Source organism: Azospirillum griseum (assembly GCF_003966125.1).
Lineage (GTDB): Bacteria > Pseudomonadota > Alphaproteobacteria > Azospirillales > Azospirillaceae > Azospirillum > Azospirillum griseum.
The window spans coordinates 19,646-34,829 of the sequence record NZ_RXMA01000028.1 but is presented as its reverse complement, the minus strand read 5'-3'; the positions used below and the strand labels follow the sequence as shown (position 1 = coordinate 34,829).

The window sequence follows — 15,184 nt, the reverse complement described above, 5'->3', positions numbered from 1 at the left end:
CGGCGCTGAAACGTCCTGGCCATGGTCGCGCCGGGGTGTTTCAGCGCGTGTGCTGGTCGAGAAACTGGCGGCACTGGTCGAAATCGGCCAGACAGGCGGCGGGAAGCTCGATCTTCTTGCGTTCGGCCAGGCTGCGGGCGAAGGCCAGCATCTTGTCGGTCGGTTCCTTGCGCCACGCCCCACCACCCGCGCGCGGGGCGGCGGGCGGCGATGAGGTGTCGGTGGCTGCGGAAGAAGTGGCTGGCGGTTCTGGAGCCGATGCGGCGGTCTTGGCCTTGCGCGTCCGGCGCGGCTTGGTCGGCGGGCTGTCCGTCACGGCGGAGTCGCCGTCAAGCGGCACCGCTGTTTTGCGGCGGCGGGTGCGTGGGGCGGCGTCGGTTTCCGCTGACGCCGTGCGGCTCCCCGTGGCACGGCGCTTGGCCCCGGTCTTGGCCCCAGGCTTAAACCCGGATTTGGTCCCGAAACGGCCGCGCGTGGCGGGCAGGCCGGGATCGACCGCCGCGCCGCGTTGCCCGACCAGCGCGCCGATCAGGTGGTCGGCCTCGGCGGCGATGGCGTCGATCACCGCGCGGAAATCGGCGCGGCCCGTCACCACCTCGTCCAGCTTCAATTCCCACAGCGCGGTTGTGCCGGGATCGACCAGCGTCGGGGCGGCGGCGCGCAGGGTTTCGAACAGGCGCAGACCGGCGGGCGTCGGCGACAGCCACTTGCCATCGGCCCCCAACAGATTCTGTTTGCGCAGGCCCTTGATGATCTCGGCGCGTGTGGCCGGGGTGCCGATGCCCTTGGCCTCCTTCAGCCGGTCGCGCAGGGCCGGATCCTCGACGAAGCGCCAGGCGTTCTGCATGGCATCGACCAGGGTGCCTTCGTTGTAGCGCGGCGGGGCCTGGGTGCGTTTGGCCTCCACCTTCGGTTCCGACAGGCGGGCGGCTTCGCCGTCGCGCAGGTTGGGCAGGGTCTGTTCGGTCTCCTCCTCCGCCTTGCCATCGGATTCGGCCGAGGCGAAGGCAGCCTTCCAGCCCATGATCAAGGGGATGCGGCCCACCGCGCGGAAGGGAACCGGCTTGCCATCGACCTGAACCGCCATGCCGACGCTGGTCTGCCGGTATGCGTAATCGGGCATGACGGCGGCGAGGTAGGAGCGGCAAATCAGCGCAAACAGGCGCTTTTCATCGTCGCTCAGGCGCACCAGCCGTGCGTCGAGATCGTCCATCACATTGACGTTGGGAATCACCGCGTGGTGCGACACCCCTTCCAGCGCGCGGTCGCAGAAATGCCCCGATTTGCCCTTGCGGATCACCGGGCGGTCGACGTCCATATGCTCGCCCAGATGGGCAAAGCCGCGCAGGCGTGTGAGCGCGCCGACCAGTCGCGGCGCGTCGGCGATCTGGTTTTCCGCCAGATAGCGGGCCTCGGCGCGCGGGTAGGTGATGAGCTTTTTGCCGTCGCCGTCATACAGCTCTTGCGCCACCGACAGGGTGCGGTCCGCGCTCCAGCCCCACCGCTGGCCGCAGGTCTTTTGCAGGGCGGGCAGGTCGTACAGCTTGGGCGGGGCCTGACGCTTGTCCTCCACCGACACCGCCAGCGGGCCATCATGCCCATCGGCGGCCCGCGCGATGGCCTCGGCCCGCGCCCGGTCCTTGATGCGGTCCTTCGGGGCCGGGGCGTGGCGCATCTGGAAACAGCCGCCGGGAACCGTGGCGGTCGCCACCACCTCGAAATAATCTTCCGGCACGAAATCGCGGATTTCCAACTCGCGCAGGCAGACGATGGCCAGCGTGGGGGTTTTCACCCGCCCGATGCCGATCACGCCCTGCGCGCCGGGGGCCAGCAGGGTCTTGGTCGCGGTCCGGGTCAGCGACAGGTTGAAGATCTGGTCGGCCTGCTGGCGCGCCACCGCCGCCTCGTAAATCGGGCGCAGCTCCGCGTTCGGCTTCAGCCGGGCGAAGGCGTCGCGCAGCGTCTTGGGGTCCTGCGCGGTGAAGATGGCGCGCTGGACCGGGCCGCGATAGCCGACATGCTCCAAAATCTCCTGGCCGATCAACTGCCCCTCGCGGTCGCAATCGGTGGCGAGAATCACGCCGTCGCAACCCTTCAGCGCCTCCCGGATCGCCTGGAGCTTGGCCGCCTTGTTGCCGCCGCTGTCGGGGCGGGTGGGGTAGAGGCCCTCGGGCTTCAGCAGGGTCGGCGTCCAGCGCTTCCACGCCGGATCGACCTCATCCGGTTCGGCCAGCCGCAGCAAATGCCCCTCGGCGGGCAGGATGCGCCCGTAGCGCGTTCCCAGGGCCGCGCGCAGGTCCTTCGCCTGACTGGATTTTTCCGTGATGATGAGCGTCGTCATGACCGTCAGGATACGGGAGTGTCGGAAACGGATCAAGAACGCGACGGCCCCCGCGCGTGATTTTTTCCCTTTTTGTTCCCATCCGCCGGGTGTGGTCGGGTGTGGCCAAGCCGGTCGTCACGGTGGTCGTTGAGGCGGTCTTTGCGGTGGCTCTTGCGGTGTCGGACACTGCGCCGGGCAGCCCTGACGCCCGGTCACGCATTTTTCACTTCGCGCCGGGGCGGGAATGGCATAGACCTAGCCGATCTTTTGCCTCGGAACCCGGAGTCTTTCTATCATGTCGATCCAGCGCTTCCACATCGGACCGCGCATGAGTCAGGTGGTTGTCCACAACGACACGGTTTATCTCGCCGGTCAGGTCGCCGACCAGCCGACGCCCGATGTCGAAAACCAGACCCGCCAGATCCTGGCCCAGATCGATTCCCTGCTGGCCGAGGCCGGGACCGACAAGACCAAGCTTTTGTCGGCCACCATCTATCTGGTGGACATCGCCACCTTCGGCGCGATGAACAAGGCGTGGGATTCCTGGGTCGCGGCGGGCAACACGCCCGCCCGCGCCACGGTGGAAGCCGCGCTCGCCGCGCCGGAGTATCTCGTGGAAATCCAGGTGATCGCCGCCAAGTAAGGCGGTGGATACGGGGCAACCCGGCAGCCTCGGTTGGGGTGTGCCGGCGTGGCCCGAACGCTGTGAGGGCCTCGCGCTTCCATAAACCGCCGAAATCCTTCGCCGGTTTACAGAATGTTAATGACGCCTTAACGGATCGACCGTAAAACCCCGACCAACCTCTGCTGCCGAGGCGGCGTCTCCCGATGGGATGCGCCTCGGTTGCCGCGTATCTGCAATGGAACCGCAACATGCCGCGCCAAACGCCACTGTCTGACATCCGCAACATCGGTATTATCGCGCACGTCGATGCCGGTAAGACCACGACGACCGAACGCATCCTGTATTACACCGGTCGCAAGCACACGATCATCGACGTGCACGAGACGAAGGATCTCAAGACGTCGACGACGACCGACTACATGGAGCAGGAGCAGAAGCGCGGCATCACCATTCAGTCGGCCGCTGTTTCGACCTTCTGGCGCGAGAAGAAGATCAACGTCATCGACACCCCGGGCCACGTGGACTTCACCATCGAGGTGAACCGTTCGCTGCGCGTGCTCGACGGCGCGGTCGTGGTGTTCGACGGCGTGGCCGGTGTGGAGCCGCAGTCGGAAACCAACTGGCGTTTGGCCGACAACTACAACGTGCCGCGCATCTGCTACGTCAACAAGATGGACCGTTCGGGCGCGAACTTCCAGCGTTGCGTCGGCATGATCAAGACCCGCCTGAACGCGCGTCCGGTCTGCATCCAGGTTCCGCTCGGCTCGGAAGACAACTTCCGTGGCATGGTCGATCTGGTCGAGATGAAGGCGTATGTCTGGTTCTCGGACGACAAGGACGCCAAGTGGGAAGTCTGGGAGATCACCGACGATCTCGCGGCCAAGCTCAACCTGACCGTCAAGGAAGATCTGGACAACATCGCCAGCATCCCGGCCCTGCGCGCCGAGCTGGTTGACACCGCGCTCGAGCAGGACGACGCGGCGATGGAAGTCTATCTGGAGACGGGCGAGGAACCGTCGGCCGACGTGCTGCGCGCCTGCCTGCGCAAGGGCACCATCACCAGCGCCTTCACCCCGGTCCTCTGCGGCTCGTCCTACAAGAACAAGGGCGTTTGCCAGGTTCTGGACGCGGTTGTCGATCTGCTGCCGGCCCCGACGGACGTCGAAGCCATCAAGACGGTGGACGAGGACGGCAACCCGAACGGTGAGCGTCTCAGCTCCGACGACGCGCCCTTCTCGGCGCTGGCCTTCAAGGTGCTGAACGACACCTACGGCTCGATGACCTTCGTGCGCGTCTATTCGGGCGTGCTGACCAAGGGCATGTCGATCCTGAACTCGACCCGTGGCAAGCGCGAAAAGATCGGCCGCATGGTCGAGATGTACGCGAAGGACGCCAACCCGATCGAAGAAGCCCGCGCCGGCGACATCATCGCGCTCGTCTCCCTGCAGGAGACCGAGACCGGTGACACCCTGTGCGACGCCACCGCGCCGGTGATCCTGGAGCGCATGCGCTTCCCCGACCCCGTCATCAGCGTCTCGGTCGAGCCGAAGACCAAGGGCGAGCAGGAGAAGTTCTCCATCGCGCTCGGCAAGATGGTCCGCGCCGATCCGTCGCTGCGTCTGGAAACCGACCGTGAAACCGGCCAGACCATCCTGCGCGGCATGGGCGAGCTGCACCTGGAAGTGACGCTCGACCGCATGCGCACGGAGTTCAACGTGGAAGGCAACATGGGCAAGCCCCAGGTCGCCTACCGCGAAGCGATCACCAAGCCGATCGAATACACCTACACCCACAAGAAGCAGACCGGCGGTTCGGGCCAGTTCGCCGAAGTGAAGATCGTTTTCGAGCCGCGCGAGCGCGGTGAGGGCTTCGAGTTCCTCGACGAGACCGTCGGCGGCACCGTTCCCCGCGAATACGTTCCGTCGGTCAAGAAGGGCCTGGAAATGCAGAAGGAAGACGGCGTGCTCGCCGGCTATCCGACGGTCGATTTCCGCGCCCGCCTGGTGGACGGCAAGTACCACGACGTCGACTCGAACGCTCTGACGTTCGAAATCGCCGCCAAGGCTTGCTTCCGCGAAGCTCTGCCGAAGGCCGGTCCGATCCTGCTGGAGCCGGTGATGAAGGTCGAGATCGTGACGCCGGACGACTATCTCGGCGACGTGATCGGCGACGTGAACCGCCGCCGTGGCACCGTGCTGGGTCAGCTGGAGCGTGGCTCGAACATCGCCGTGGAAGCCAACGTCCCGCTGAACGAAATGTTCGGCTACATCGGCCAGCTGCGTGGCATGACCTCGGGCCGTGCGTCCTACACCATGGAGTTCAGCCACTACGAGCCGGTGCCGCGCAACGTCACCGACGAAATCGTGGCGGGCCGCAACAACAAGGCCTAACTGCCTCGGTTGTGACGGTGTGATACGGCAAGGCCAGCGGAGCGATCCGCTGGCCTTTGTCGTTTCGGGGCAACCTTGTTTCCGGGCCGTGTCCGTTTTGGGCCGTGTCCGTTTTGGGCGGTGTCGGGTTGGAATCGGTCGCAATGTGTCTGGTCTGACACAATGTCGCGGGCCTGTGTTGGATTTTTCTTGCATTTACAAAAATTAACCGATTTCGGTAATCAAAAAGGAATTGGCGGTTTGCCAGAACCATGCGCAAATTTGAGGCATGGTGATTCGGCGATTCATGACCCTGCTGCTGATGGTGCTGTTGACCATCGTTGTCCCCGCCGGGGCGGGGCAGGGCGGTGTGCGCCTCGATCCGTTGTTTGCGGCGCTGCGGGCCACGACCGACGCGGCCTATGCCGAATCGCTGGAAGAACACATCTGGGACCTGTGGCTGGACAATCCGAACGCCGAGATGATCCGGGTGATGCGAGCCGGTGTGTTCAGCTTCAACAACGATGACTACACCGCCGCCTTGGCGGCCTTTGACACGGTGGTCACGCTTGATCCCACCTACGCCGAGGGGTGGAACAAGCGGGCGGCGGCCCATTACATGCTGGGCCGGAATCGGGCGGCGCTGGAGGATCTGCGCCGGGTCTTGAGCCTGGAGCCGCGCCATTTCGGGGCCTTGACCGAATTGGGTCTGGTCTATCTGGCGGTGGGCCAGCCGGAGGCCGCCTTGAAAGCCTTTGACGCCGCGTTGGCGATCAACCCCCATCTCGTCAAGGTGCGGCAACAGGCCGACAACCTGCGGCGCACGGTCTACGCCGGGGTCGCCCTGTAAACCTGTCCGGTGTAAACCTGTCCGGTGTAAACCCCTCCGGAGTAAACCCGTCCGGCGTGGGACCGCTCCGGTTCATCCTCCCGGATCGAATTCGAGCAAAACGCTTCAGATCATCCCGTTATGAGCGTAGAGAAGGGTTGAGCCTGTGATCGCGCGTGTGTGGTGCGCGGCGGTCGCGTTGCAAACCGGTCCAGACGCGCGGTGTGGGATGACGACACAGCTCTTTTTTGAAATGGCCAGCGAACTCCGGGTCATCAGCCTGATGGGGCTGCTGTGCCTGTCCTTTTTGCTGCCGCTGACCATCTTCATCGGTCGCAGCAACATCAAGACGGTGCGCCAGAAGATCATCGCCGACCTGGAGTCGGTCTTCCGCATCGAGGGCAGCAGCACGCTCATTCCATCCTTTGAATTCGCCGCCTACAAATACCGCGCCTTGCCGCATTTTTCCGAAGGGCGGCAGCCGTCGGAATGGCGGGCCTATCTGCTGCCGGTGCTGGTTTTCATCATGGTGACGTTCAGCGGCTTCGTGACCGCCAGCGGTGTGGTGCTGACCCGCGAACGGCTGGAGCATTTCCAACCCCTGTTCAGCGGCATCACCCTGACCAACACCGACCCGGCCAGCCTGAAGGTGATGATGGACTATCAGCTCCAGAGCATCGCCGTGCTGACCTTCACCTTCTTCGGGGCCTATGTCTGGTCCATCGATTATCTGGTCCGGCGTATTTCCAATTACGACCTGTCGCCGATTTCCTTCCTGCGGGTGACGGCGCACATCATTCTGGCCTGCATCACCTCGGTCACGCTGCACCATGGTTACATGGACATGGCCCAGGCCACCCCGGCCAGCGCTATGGGGGATCGGGTTCCGGAACTGGTTCTGGCCTTTCTGGTCGGCTTTTTCCCGCGCCTGGGGTTGCAAACGCTGTTGAGCCGGGTGCCGCAGTTGCAGATCCGGCGGATCGACCCGCGCGCGCAGGGCTTTGTCCGCGAATACCCCATCGACATGATCATGGGAATCGACTCAGCGATCAAATTCCGGCTGGCCGAATTCGAGATCGAGGATGTGCAGAATCTGGCGACGGCCAACCCCATTCTGCTGTTCGTGGAAACCCCCTATGGCATCTACGAGACGCTCGACTGGGTGGCGCAGGCGCAACTGATTCTGGCTCTGGACCTGGACCAGATCGAAGCGCTGCGGGGGATCAACATCCGCACCATCTTCGACATCGAACGCTTTATGGAGCGTCCGGAGTCGCGCCCGCTGCTGCTGGCGGCGCTCAACACGCCGAAGACCGATGGCAAGACGGTGGTCCAGGCCGATCGCGGCATCACCCTGGACAACCTCGAGTCGGTGGTCCGCTCCATCGGCGAGGATCTGCATGTTCAACGCCTGCGCCAGATCTGGCGCAACATCGAGATCAAGCTGAACTTCGATCTGCCCTACATCCGGCAGGAGCGGGAGCGGCTGTTCACGCTTGGCAAGGGGACCGTGTTGCCCGCCGCTTTCGGCCCCACGACTGTTGCCGACCCAGCTCCCGAGCCTCCGGTGTCCCCGGTGGTTGAACAGCCGCCGGTGGTGTCGCCGGAGCCGCTGCGCGTGGTGGAACCGGCCTGACAGAGAAACGCCCGCCGCGCAACGGGCGCGGCGGGCGGGATCACCAGAGCATTTGCAGGGGCATTTGCCGTGAAGGATGAGGGGGGGTTACTCCGCCCCGACCCAGGCGATGCGCAGGATGTTGGTGTTGCCCGGAGTGCCGAAGGGGACACCGGCGGTGATGACCAGACGCTGCCCGTCCTTGGCCAGCCCGTCGTCAAAGGCCGCACGGGTGGCCTTCTGCACCATTTCGGCGAAGTTGGCGCAGTCGGAGGTGTGGACGGCGTGGACGCCGAACACCAACTGCAAGCGCCGCGCGGTTTCCAACGCCGAGGTCAGGCACAGAATCGGCTGTTCCGGCCGTTCCCGCGCCGCGCGCAGCGTGGTGGACCCCGACGTGGTGTAGGTGACGATGGCCGCCGCCTGGATGGTGTGGGCGACCTGCCGGGCCGCCGCCGTGATGGCGTCGGCGGCGGTCTGCTGCGGGTCGGGGTGCTGGGCGTCCATGATGGTGCGGTAGAGCGGGTCATGCTCCACCCGGCGGGTGATGCGGTCCATCATCGACACCGCTTCGACCGGGTAATCGCCCGAGGCGGTTTCCGCCGACAGCATCACCGCATCGGCCCCGTCATAGACGGCGGTGGCGACGTCCGAGGCTTCGGCGCGGGTCGGGGCGGGTGCGCCGACCATCGATTCCAGCATCTGGGTGGCGACGATCACCGGCTTACCCGCCCGGCGCGATTCGCGGACGATGCGCTTTTGCAGGGTCGGCACGTCTTCGGCGGGCAGCTCGACGCCCAGGTCGCCACGGGCAACCATGATGCCGTCCGACAGCTCGATGATCTCGGTCAGGTGGGTGATGGCCTGCGGCTTCTCCAGCTTCGACAGCAGCGAGGCGCGACCCCCGATCAGGCGACGGGCCTCCGCCACATCCTCCGGCCGCTGGACGAAGCTGAGCGCCACCCAATCGACCCCGGCGTCGAGCGCGAAGACCAGATCCTCGCGGTCCTTCTTGGTCAGCGGCGACAGCGGCAGGACCACGCCCGGCACGTTCACGCCCTTGCGGTCGGACAGCTTGGTGCCGGACACCACCACGGTGTCGGCGTGCTCCGGCCCGCAACCGACCACGCGCAGCCGCACGCGGCCATCGTCCAGCAGCAGGTCGGTGTCCGGGGTCAGGGCGGCGAAAATCTCCGGGTGGGGCATGCCGACACGGGTCGAGTCGCCGGGTTCCTTCGACAGGTCCAGCCGCAACTTTTGCCCGGCGGTCAGCGCGATGGGGCCGTTGGCGAAGGTGGCGATGCGCAGCTTGGGGCCTTGCAGGTCGGCCATGATGGCGATGGGGCGGCCGGTCTCGGCCTCCAGATCGCGGAGAATCTTGACGCGCGCGCCATGGTCGGCGTGGCTGCCATGGCTGAAATTCAGGCGGAACACATCGACGCCGGTTTCGAACAGGGTGCGAATCATCTCCGGCGTGGCGGAGGCCGGGCCGAGGGTGGCCACGACCTTGGTCAGGCGGGAGCGTCGGATCGGCGTGCGGTGAGTCGGGGCGTGGTCGGTCGGCGTCGTGCCAGTCGTGGTCATGAAGGCAAGCCTTTGCAGGTTGATCGTGTGGTGATGGGGCTGAGACTGGTGCGCCGTGGCTGTCCGTTGGTTCGAACAATCCGTTCTGATGGTAGTTGCCGCATCATTATGCGCCAATCAAGGGGCAGCGTGTCGGATTCCTGCGGAAGTCCTGCGGAGTCGCGCTTGCGTTCCGCCGCACGGTCGTTTAGGCCTTCGTCCGTGGGTCGGACAGACCCCGGACCATGGCTTTCCGCCTTGACAAGTTCCGGGTATTTTCTATAGTCGCACCCTCTCGTGCCCTATCCGGGTACGAACGACGTTTTGCGCGCCGGGTTTCAGGGGGATCTGACTTTCGGCGCGCGTGGATCATCGGTCGCCCTGCCGGGTGGCCGACGGGAATCGAGGAGAGCAGGCGTGGCGCGTATTGCTGGCGTCAACATCCCCGCGCAGAAGCGTGTGGAGATCGGGTTGACCTACATCCATGGCATCGGCCCCTTCAAGGCCAAGGAAATCTGCACGAAGCTGGCCATTCCGGCCGAGCGTCGTGTGAATCAACTGACGGACGACGAAGTCCTGAAGATTCGCGAGACCATCGACGCCGACTATCGCGTCGAAGGCGACCTGCGTCGCGAAGTCGCGATGAACATCAAGCGTCTGATGGACCTGGGCTGCTATCGCGGCCTGCGTCACCGCAAGAGCCTGCCGGTTCGCGGTCAGCGCACCCACACCAATGCCCGCACCCGCAAGGGTCCGGCCAAGCCGATCGCCGGCAAGAAGAAGTAAGACAGAGGATTACCTTCCATGGCCAAGCCGTCCGCCGCCTCGCAGCGTCTGCGTCGTCGTGAGCGTAAGAACATCACCGCTGGCGTCGCGCATGTGAACGCCTCGTTCAACAACACGATGATCACCATCACCGACGCGCAGGGCAACACCATTGCCTGGTCGTCGTCGGGCACCATGGGTTTCAAGGGTTCGCGCAAGTCGACCCCCTACGCCGCCCAGGTGGCTGCCGAGGACGCTGGCCGCAAGGCTCAGGAACACGGCATGAAGACCCTGGAAGTCGAAGTGAAGGGTCCGGGTTCGGGGCGTGAGTCCGCCCTGCGCGCCCTCCAGTCGGTCGGCTTCCAGATCACCTCGATTCGCGACGTCACGCCGATCCCCCACAACGGTGTTCGCCCGCCCAAGAAGCGCCGCGTCTAACCTGTTGGTTTCCGCATCCGCAGGAATCATCCACCCCGGGACGGACGGTTGCAGCCATCGCAACCGTCCCAGAATGGGGGTGGCGGATTCCTGCGGGTTCGTTTTCACCTGATGGCAATTGAGGTCTCCCGTGCTTCAAAAGAACTGGCAAGAGCTGATCAAGCCGAGTAAGCTGGACATCCAGCCCGGCGATGACGCCGACCGCTCCGCGACCGTGGTCGCCGAGCCGCTGGAACGCGGTTTCGGCCTGACGCTCGGCAACGCGCTGCGTCGCATCCTGCTCTCCTCCTTGCAGGGCGCTGCGGTCACGGCGATCCACATCGACGGTGTTCTGCACGAGTTCTCGTCGATCCCCGGCGTCCGCGAGGACGTGACCGACATCGTCCTGAACATCAAGACGATGGGCCTGCGCATGGGCGGCGACGGCCCGAAGCGCATGCGCCTGCGCGCCGATGGCCCGGGCGAAGTCACCGCCGGCATGATCGAAACCGGGCCGGACATCCAGGTCATGGATCCCGATCTGGTCATCTGCACGCTGGACAACGGCGCGCGCTTGAACATGGAACTGACGGTCGAGACCGGCAAGGGCTATGTCCCCGCCAGCCAGAACCGCCCGGAAGACGCGCCGATCGGGCTGATCCCCATCGACGCCCTGTTCTCGCCGGTCCGCAAGGTGTCCTACAAGGTTGACAACGCCCGCGTCGGCCAAGTCACCGATTACGACCGCCTGACGATGTCCATCGAGACGAATGGCTCGGTGAAGCCGGATGACGCGCTGGCGCTCGCCGCCCGCATCATGCAGGACCAGCTGCAGCTGTTCATCAACTTCGAAGAGCCGACGCACGCCGTCTCCGAGGAGAAGCACGAGGAGGTTCCGTTCAACAAGAACCTGCTCCGCAAGGTGGACGAGCTGGAGCTGTCGGTTCGTTCGGCCAACTGCCTCAAGAACGACAACATCGTCTACATCGGCGATCTGGTTCAGAAGACCGAAGCGGAAATGCTGCGCACGCCGAATTTCGGCCGCAAGTCGCTGAACGAGATCAAGGAAGTGCTGTCCCAGATGGGCCTGCACCTGGGTATGGAAATCCCGAACTGGCCGCCCGAGAACATCGAGGAACTGGCCAAGCGTCTGGAAGAGCCGTACTAAGCCGTTTTGTTCCGCACCCTCGCCCGCCCGTTTCCGCCCTGCGCGGGCACGGGTGGGGGAGGGTGCTGTTTCCAGGGCAATCGCCCGCCCCCGTTGCCGTACCAGACCGCCGGTCTGGGCGGCGGGGTTCACGATCGGCTCCCCGAGGGGGGCCAAGCCATGAAGGAGGACCGCCATGCGTCACGGCGTTTCGGGACGTAAGCTCAGCAAGACCACCAGCCACCGCAAGGCCATGTTCTCGAACATGGCGAACGCGGTGATCAAGCACGAGCAGATCACCACCACCCTGCCGAAGGCGAAGGAACTCCGCGCCATCGTCGACAAGCTGATCACCCTGGGCAAGAAGGGTGGCCTGGCCAACCGTCGCCTGGCCTACGCTCAGCTGCGCGACGACGAGATGGTGACGAAGCTGTTCACCGTTCTGGCCGACCGCTACAAGGACCGTCAGGGTGGCTACACCCGCGTTCTGAAGGCCGGTTTCCGCTATGGTGACGCCGCCGACATGGCCGTGTTCGAGCTGGTGGACCGTGACGCGGACGCCAAGGGCCAGAATTCCGGCCCGACCGGCGACGCCGTCGACACGGACGCTGCGGCTGACGAGTAACATCCACACATCCGGTCCTTGCTTTTCACCGGGCAAGACCGGTATAGGATGAAGAACGACCCTCTCTTCGGTGCGCCGAAGAGAGGGTTTTCTTGTATGGGGCCGGTGAAATGTTGCGTTCCCTTTACAACCGCATTCAGCGCTTGTCGGTTCGTCGGGATGCCGTGTGGTGGATGTCCGCCGTGTCCTTTGCGGAAAGCTCCTTTTTTCCGCTGCCGCCCGACGTGATGCTGATTCCGATGTGTCTGGCCCAGCCGAAAAAGCTGTGGTTCTACACCAACCTGTGTGCGCTGGCGTCCCTGCTGGGCGGTGTGTTCGGTTACGCGCTGGGATTCTATCTGTTTGAAAGCCTGGGGCGGCTCATCATCGATTTGTACGACGCGCAGGACTCCTTCCTGCGGTTCCAGGAGATGTTCGCCGCCTATGGCCCCTGGTTCCTGATTTTGAAGGGGGTGACGCCGATCCCCTACAAGCTGCTGACCATCACCGCCGGATTCGCCCATCTGGACCTGACGGTGTTCGTGCTCTGCTCGATCATCGCGCGCTTTTCACGATTCTACATGATCGCGGTGCTGCTGCATTTTTACGGCGAACAAGTGCAGGCGATCATCGAAAAGCGCCTGATGCTGGTCACGACCCTGCTGTTGGTCGTCGTGGTCGGCGGCCTGTTGAGCTTCAAATTCGTCTGAGGGACTTCGGCGGGCGGAGCGTTCGCTCCGCCTCCCCCTCTCAATTGGGCGTGCCGTGGTCCTGGCGATTGCGCTGGGTGGCGGGCAGGGCGGCGCGGTCCCGGCGGTCCTGGCGGACGATCAGGGCGATGGCCCCGGCCACGGCCAGCCCGCCCAGGGCGGGAACCAGCATTTCGCCAAAGCCGACGTCGGGACGGGAGGCGGTGCGGGCGACCAGCATCACCAACCCGACCACCAGCAGCGCGGCGAACAACAGCCGGCTCTTGCGGTTCGGGGTCGGGTTCGCGGGGTTGGGTGTCATTTGGGTCATTCCCTTCTGGGGCCGGTTCCCGGCATATTGGGGTCGATCCGGGGATGGACCCGCGAGCGTGGCATTCCGCCCAGCCGCATACCATCTTCGCACAAAGAAGAATAGGAGCCGTGTGGCATGTTCCGTCCGATCCGCCTTTTTGCTTCGCTGGTTGCGGTGGCGTTGCTTGGCCTGACCGCCTGCGCCGACCAACCCGCGCCGCGCGCCGCGTCGGTGGCCGCCCCGTCGGCGACGGCGTCCGCCGGTTCCACAGCACTGCCCCAGGTTCCGGCCAGCAAGCCCAACGCGGCGCGCCCGGCGACCCCGGCCGGTGGGGCTGCCCAGGGCGATGACCAGTCGTTGCGCCTGAACGGCGACACCAGCGGCGGCGGCACCTGCCGCACCCAGTGCGAGCGCAGCCTGAACATGTGCATGGATTCGGTGGCGGCCCGCACCCAGAGCGGGCTGGAGCGCCCGGACGCCGGTGGTCCCTTCACCCCGTCGGACAATTGCAGCTATCAGCTCAAGCAGTGCTTCCAGCGCTGCAACGCGGTTCGGTAAGACCGAAACCGGGCGGCGGATCCGGTCAGGACCGCCGCCCGCGCAGGTTGCCCCAATAGGTCAGGCGTTTGCGGATCTCGCGCTCGAAACCGCGCTCCACCGGGCGGTAGAAGCTGTGGCGCTCCACGCCGGGCGGGAAGTAGTTCAGGCCGGAAAAGCCCTCCGGTGTGTCGTGGTCGTAGATGTAGCCCTGCTTGTAGCCAAGATCCTTCATCATCCGCGTCGGCGCGTTCACCGCGTGCATCGGCGGCATGACGCTGCCGGTCTTGCGGGCCAGCGCGCGGGCTTCGGACAGGGCGACCTCGACCGCGTTGGATTTCGGCGCGGTCGCCAGATACAGGCAGGCCTGCGCCAGCGCCCGTTCCCCCTCCGCCGGTCCCAACCGTTCATAGGTTTCCCAGGCGGTCAGCGCCTGCACGATGGCGTTGGGGTCGGCCAGCCCGATGTCCTCGTTGGCGACGCACAGCATGCGGCGGGCGATCACGCGCGGATCCTCCCCCGCCGCCAGCATCCGGCACATCCAATAAAGCGCGGCGTCGGCGTCGGACCCGCGCAGGCTCTTGTGGAAGGCCGACAGCAGATTGTAATGGCCATCCCCGGCCTTGTCGTAGGACGGCATCCGCCGTTGCAGCACCCGCCCCAGACCGGCGGCGTCCAGCGCATCGCCCCCCGACAGCGCGTCGATCTGTTCGGCCATGTTCAGCAGGAAACGCCCGTCGCCGTCGGCCATCGTCACCAGCGCGGCGCGCGCGTCGTCGGTCAACGGCAGGGGATGGCCAAGATGGGATTCGGCGCGCGTCAGCAGGGCGGCGAGCGATTCCTCGTCCAACCGCCGCAGAACGAAGACCTGGACGCGCGACAGGATGGCCGCGTTCAGCTCGAAGCTGGGGTTTTCGGTGGTCGCCCCCACCAGGGTGATGGTCCCATCCTCCAGATAGGGCAGGAAGATATCCTGCACCGATTTGTTGAAGTGATGGACCTCGTCGCAGAACAGCAGGGTTCCGCGCCCACCGGCGCGCCGCCCGCGTGCGGCGTCGAACAGCTTGCGCAGATCGGCCACGCCGCTTTGCAGGGCCGACACCGCGTCGAAATGCAGGTCGGTCGCTTCGGCCAGCAGGCGGGCGATGGTGGTCTTGCCGCAACCGGGCGTGCCCCACAGCACCATCGACGACAGGTTGCGCGCCGCCACCATCCGCCCGATGGGCGCGTCGGGTGTCAGCAGGTGGTCCTGGCCGACCACTTCGGCCAACCGTGTGGGGCGCAGGCGGTCGGCCAGCGGGCGCGGGGCCTGTTCGGCAAAAAGGCTGGATGACATGGGCAGGGCCGGGGCGGTCTGTTCGGGCGCTATGGGAGAACAGTGGGGGAAC

At 65.3% G+C, this 15,184-nt stretch carries 14 protein-coding genes; 10 read left to right on the top strand and 4 right to left on the bottom strand.

Features of this window, described 5'->3' with window-relative positions:
* Positions 1-40: 40 nt before the first annotated feature.
* Positions 41-2,341, bottom strand: a complete 2,301-nt coding sequence (locus EJ903_RS21730) for a DNA topoisomerase (protein WP_126619406.1) — start codon at positions 2,339-2,341, stop codon at positions 41-43.
* Between the two features lie 277 nt (positions 2,342-2,618).
* On the opposite strand from EJ903_RS21730, the gene EJ903_RS21725 reads away from it, so the two are divergent.
* From EJ903_RS21725 to EJ903_RS21710, 4 genes are all read left to right on the top strand, one after another.
* The gene (locus EJ903_RS21725) at positions 2,619-2,966 is read left to right on the top strand and encodes a RidA family protein (protein WP_126619404.1); all 348 of its coding nucleotides are present in this window, start codon (positions 2,619-2,621) and stop codon (positions 2,964-2,966) included.
* A gap of 230 nt (positions 2,967-3,196) precedes the next feature.
* Positions 3,197-5,338, top strand: a complete 2,142-nt coding sequence (fusA, locus tag EJ903_RS21720; RefSeq protein ID WP_126619403.1) for an elongation factor G — start codon at positions 3,197-3,199, stop codon at positions 5,336-5,338.
* Positions 5,339-5,624: 286 nt separating this feature from the next.
* Complete coding sequence (locus EJ903_RS21715; RefSeq protein WP_246015831.1) at positions 5,625-6,167, top strand: tetratricopeptide repeat protein; 543 nt, start codon at positions 5,625-5,627, stop codon at positions 6,165-6,167.
* Positions 6,168-6,375: 208 nt separating this feature from the next.
* Complete coding sequence (locus EJ903_RS21710; protein WP_126619399.1) at positions 6,376-7,782, top strand: hypothetical protein; 1,407 nt, start codon at positions 6,376-6,378, stop codon at positions 7,780-7,782.
* Positions 7,783-7,869: 87 nt separating this feature from the next.
* On the opposite strand, the gene pyk is transcribed toward EJ903_RS21710, so the two are convergent.
* On the bottom strand, positions 7,870-9,345 hold the full coding sequence (gene pyk / locus EJ903_RS21705) for a pyruvate kinase (RefSeq protein ID WP_126619397.1): 1,476 nt from the start codon (positions 9,343-9,345) through the stop codon (positions 7,870-7,872).
* 396 nt (positions 9,346-9,741) lie between these two features.
* Here pyk and rpsM point away from each other — a divergent pair, with 396 nt between their 5' ends.
* The 5 genes from rpsM (at position 9,742) to EJ903_RS21680 (ending at position 12,967) form a co-directional block, all read left to right on the top strand.
* Positions 9,742-10,110, top strand: a complete 369-nt coding sequence (gene rpsM, locus EJ903_RS21700) for a 30S ribosomal protein S13 (protein ID WP_126619396.1) — start codon at positions 9,742-9,744, stop codon at positions 10,108-10,110.
* An 18-nt stretch (positions 10,111-10,128) separates the two neighbouring features.
* On the top strand, positions 10,129-10,527 hold the full coding sequence (gene rpsK, locus EJ903_RS21695; RefSeq protein WP_119830003.1) for a 30S ribosomal protein S11: 399 nt from the start codon (positions 10,129-10,131) through the stop codon (positions 10,525-10,527).
* A gap of 130 nt (positions 10,528-10,657) precedes the next feature.
* Positions 10,658-11,674: a DNA-directed RNA polymerase subunit alpha gene (locus EJ903_RS21690; protein WP_126619394.1), complete on the top strand. Its 1,017-nt coding sequence runs from the start codon at positions 10,658-10,660 to the stop codon at positions 11,672-11,674.
* A 175-nt stretch (positions 11,675-11,849) separates the two neighbouring features.
* A complete protein-coding gene (gene rplQ / locus EJ903_RS21685; protein WP_126619392.1) occupies positions 11,850-12,278 on the top strand; it encodes a 50S ribosomal protein L17 in 429 nt (142 codons plus the stop codon).
* 173 nt (positions 12,279-12,451) lie between these two features.
* Positions 12,452-12,967, top strand: a complete 516-nt coding sequence (locus EJ903_RS21680) for a YqaA family protein (protein WP_246015829.1) — start codon at positions 12,452-12,454, stop codon at positions 12,965-12,967.
* Positions 12,968-13,007: 40 nt separating this feature from the next.
* On the opposite strand, the gene EJ903_RS21675 is transcribed toward EJ903_RS21680, so the two are convergent.
* Entirely contained in the window at positions 13,008-13,268 is a 261-nt protein-coding gene (locus tag EJ903_RS21675) for a hypothetical protein (protein WP_126619388.1), read from the bottom strand.
* A gap of 126 nt (positions 13,269-13,394) precedes the next feature.
* Between EJ903_RS21675 and EJ903_RS21670 the strand changes: the two genes are divergently transcribed.
* The gene (locus EJ903_RS21670) at positions 13,395-13,817 is read left to right on the top strand and encodes a hypothetical protein (RefSeq protein WP_126619386.1); all 423 of its coding nucleotides are present in this window, start codon (positions 13,395-13,397) and stop codon (positions 13,815-13,817) included.
* Between the two features lie 25 nt (positions 13,818-13,842).
* Here EJ903_RS21670 and EJ903_RS21665 read toward each other — a convergent pair whose 3' ends face one another.
* Positions 13,843-15,132 (bottom strand): replication-associated recombination protein A, encoded by a 1,290-nt coding sequence (locus EJ903_RS21665; RefSeq protein WP_126619384.1) that lies wholly within the window; start codon positions 15,130-15,132, stop codon positions 13,843-13,845.
* Positions 15,133-15,184 lie beyond the last annotated feature (52 nt).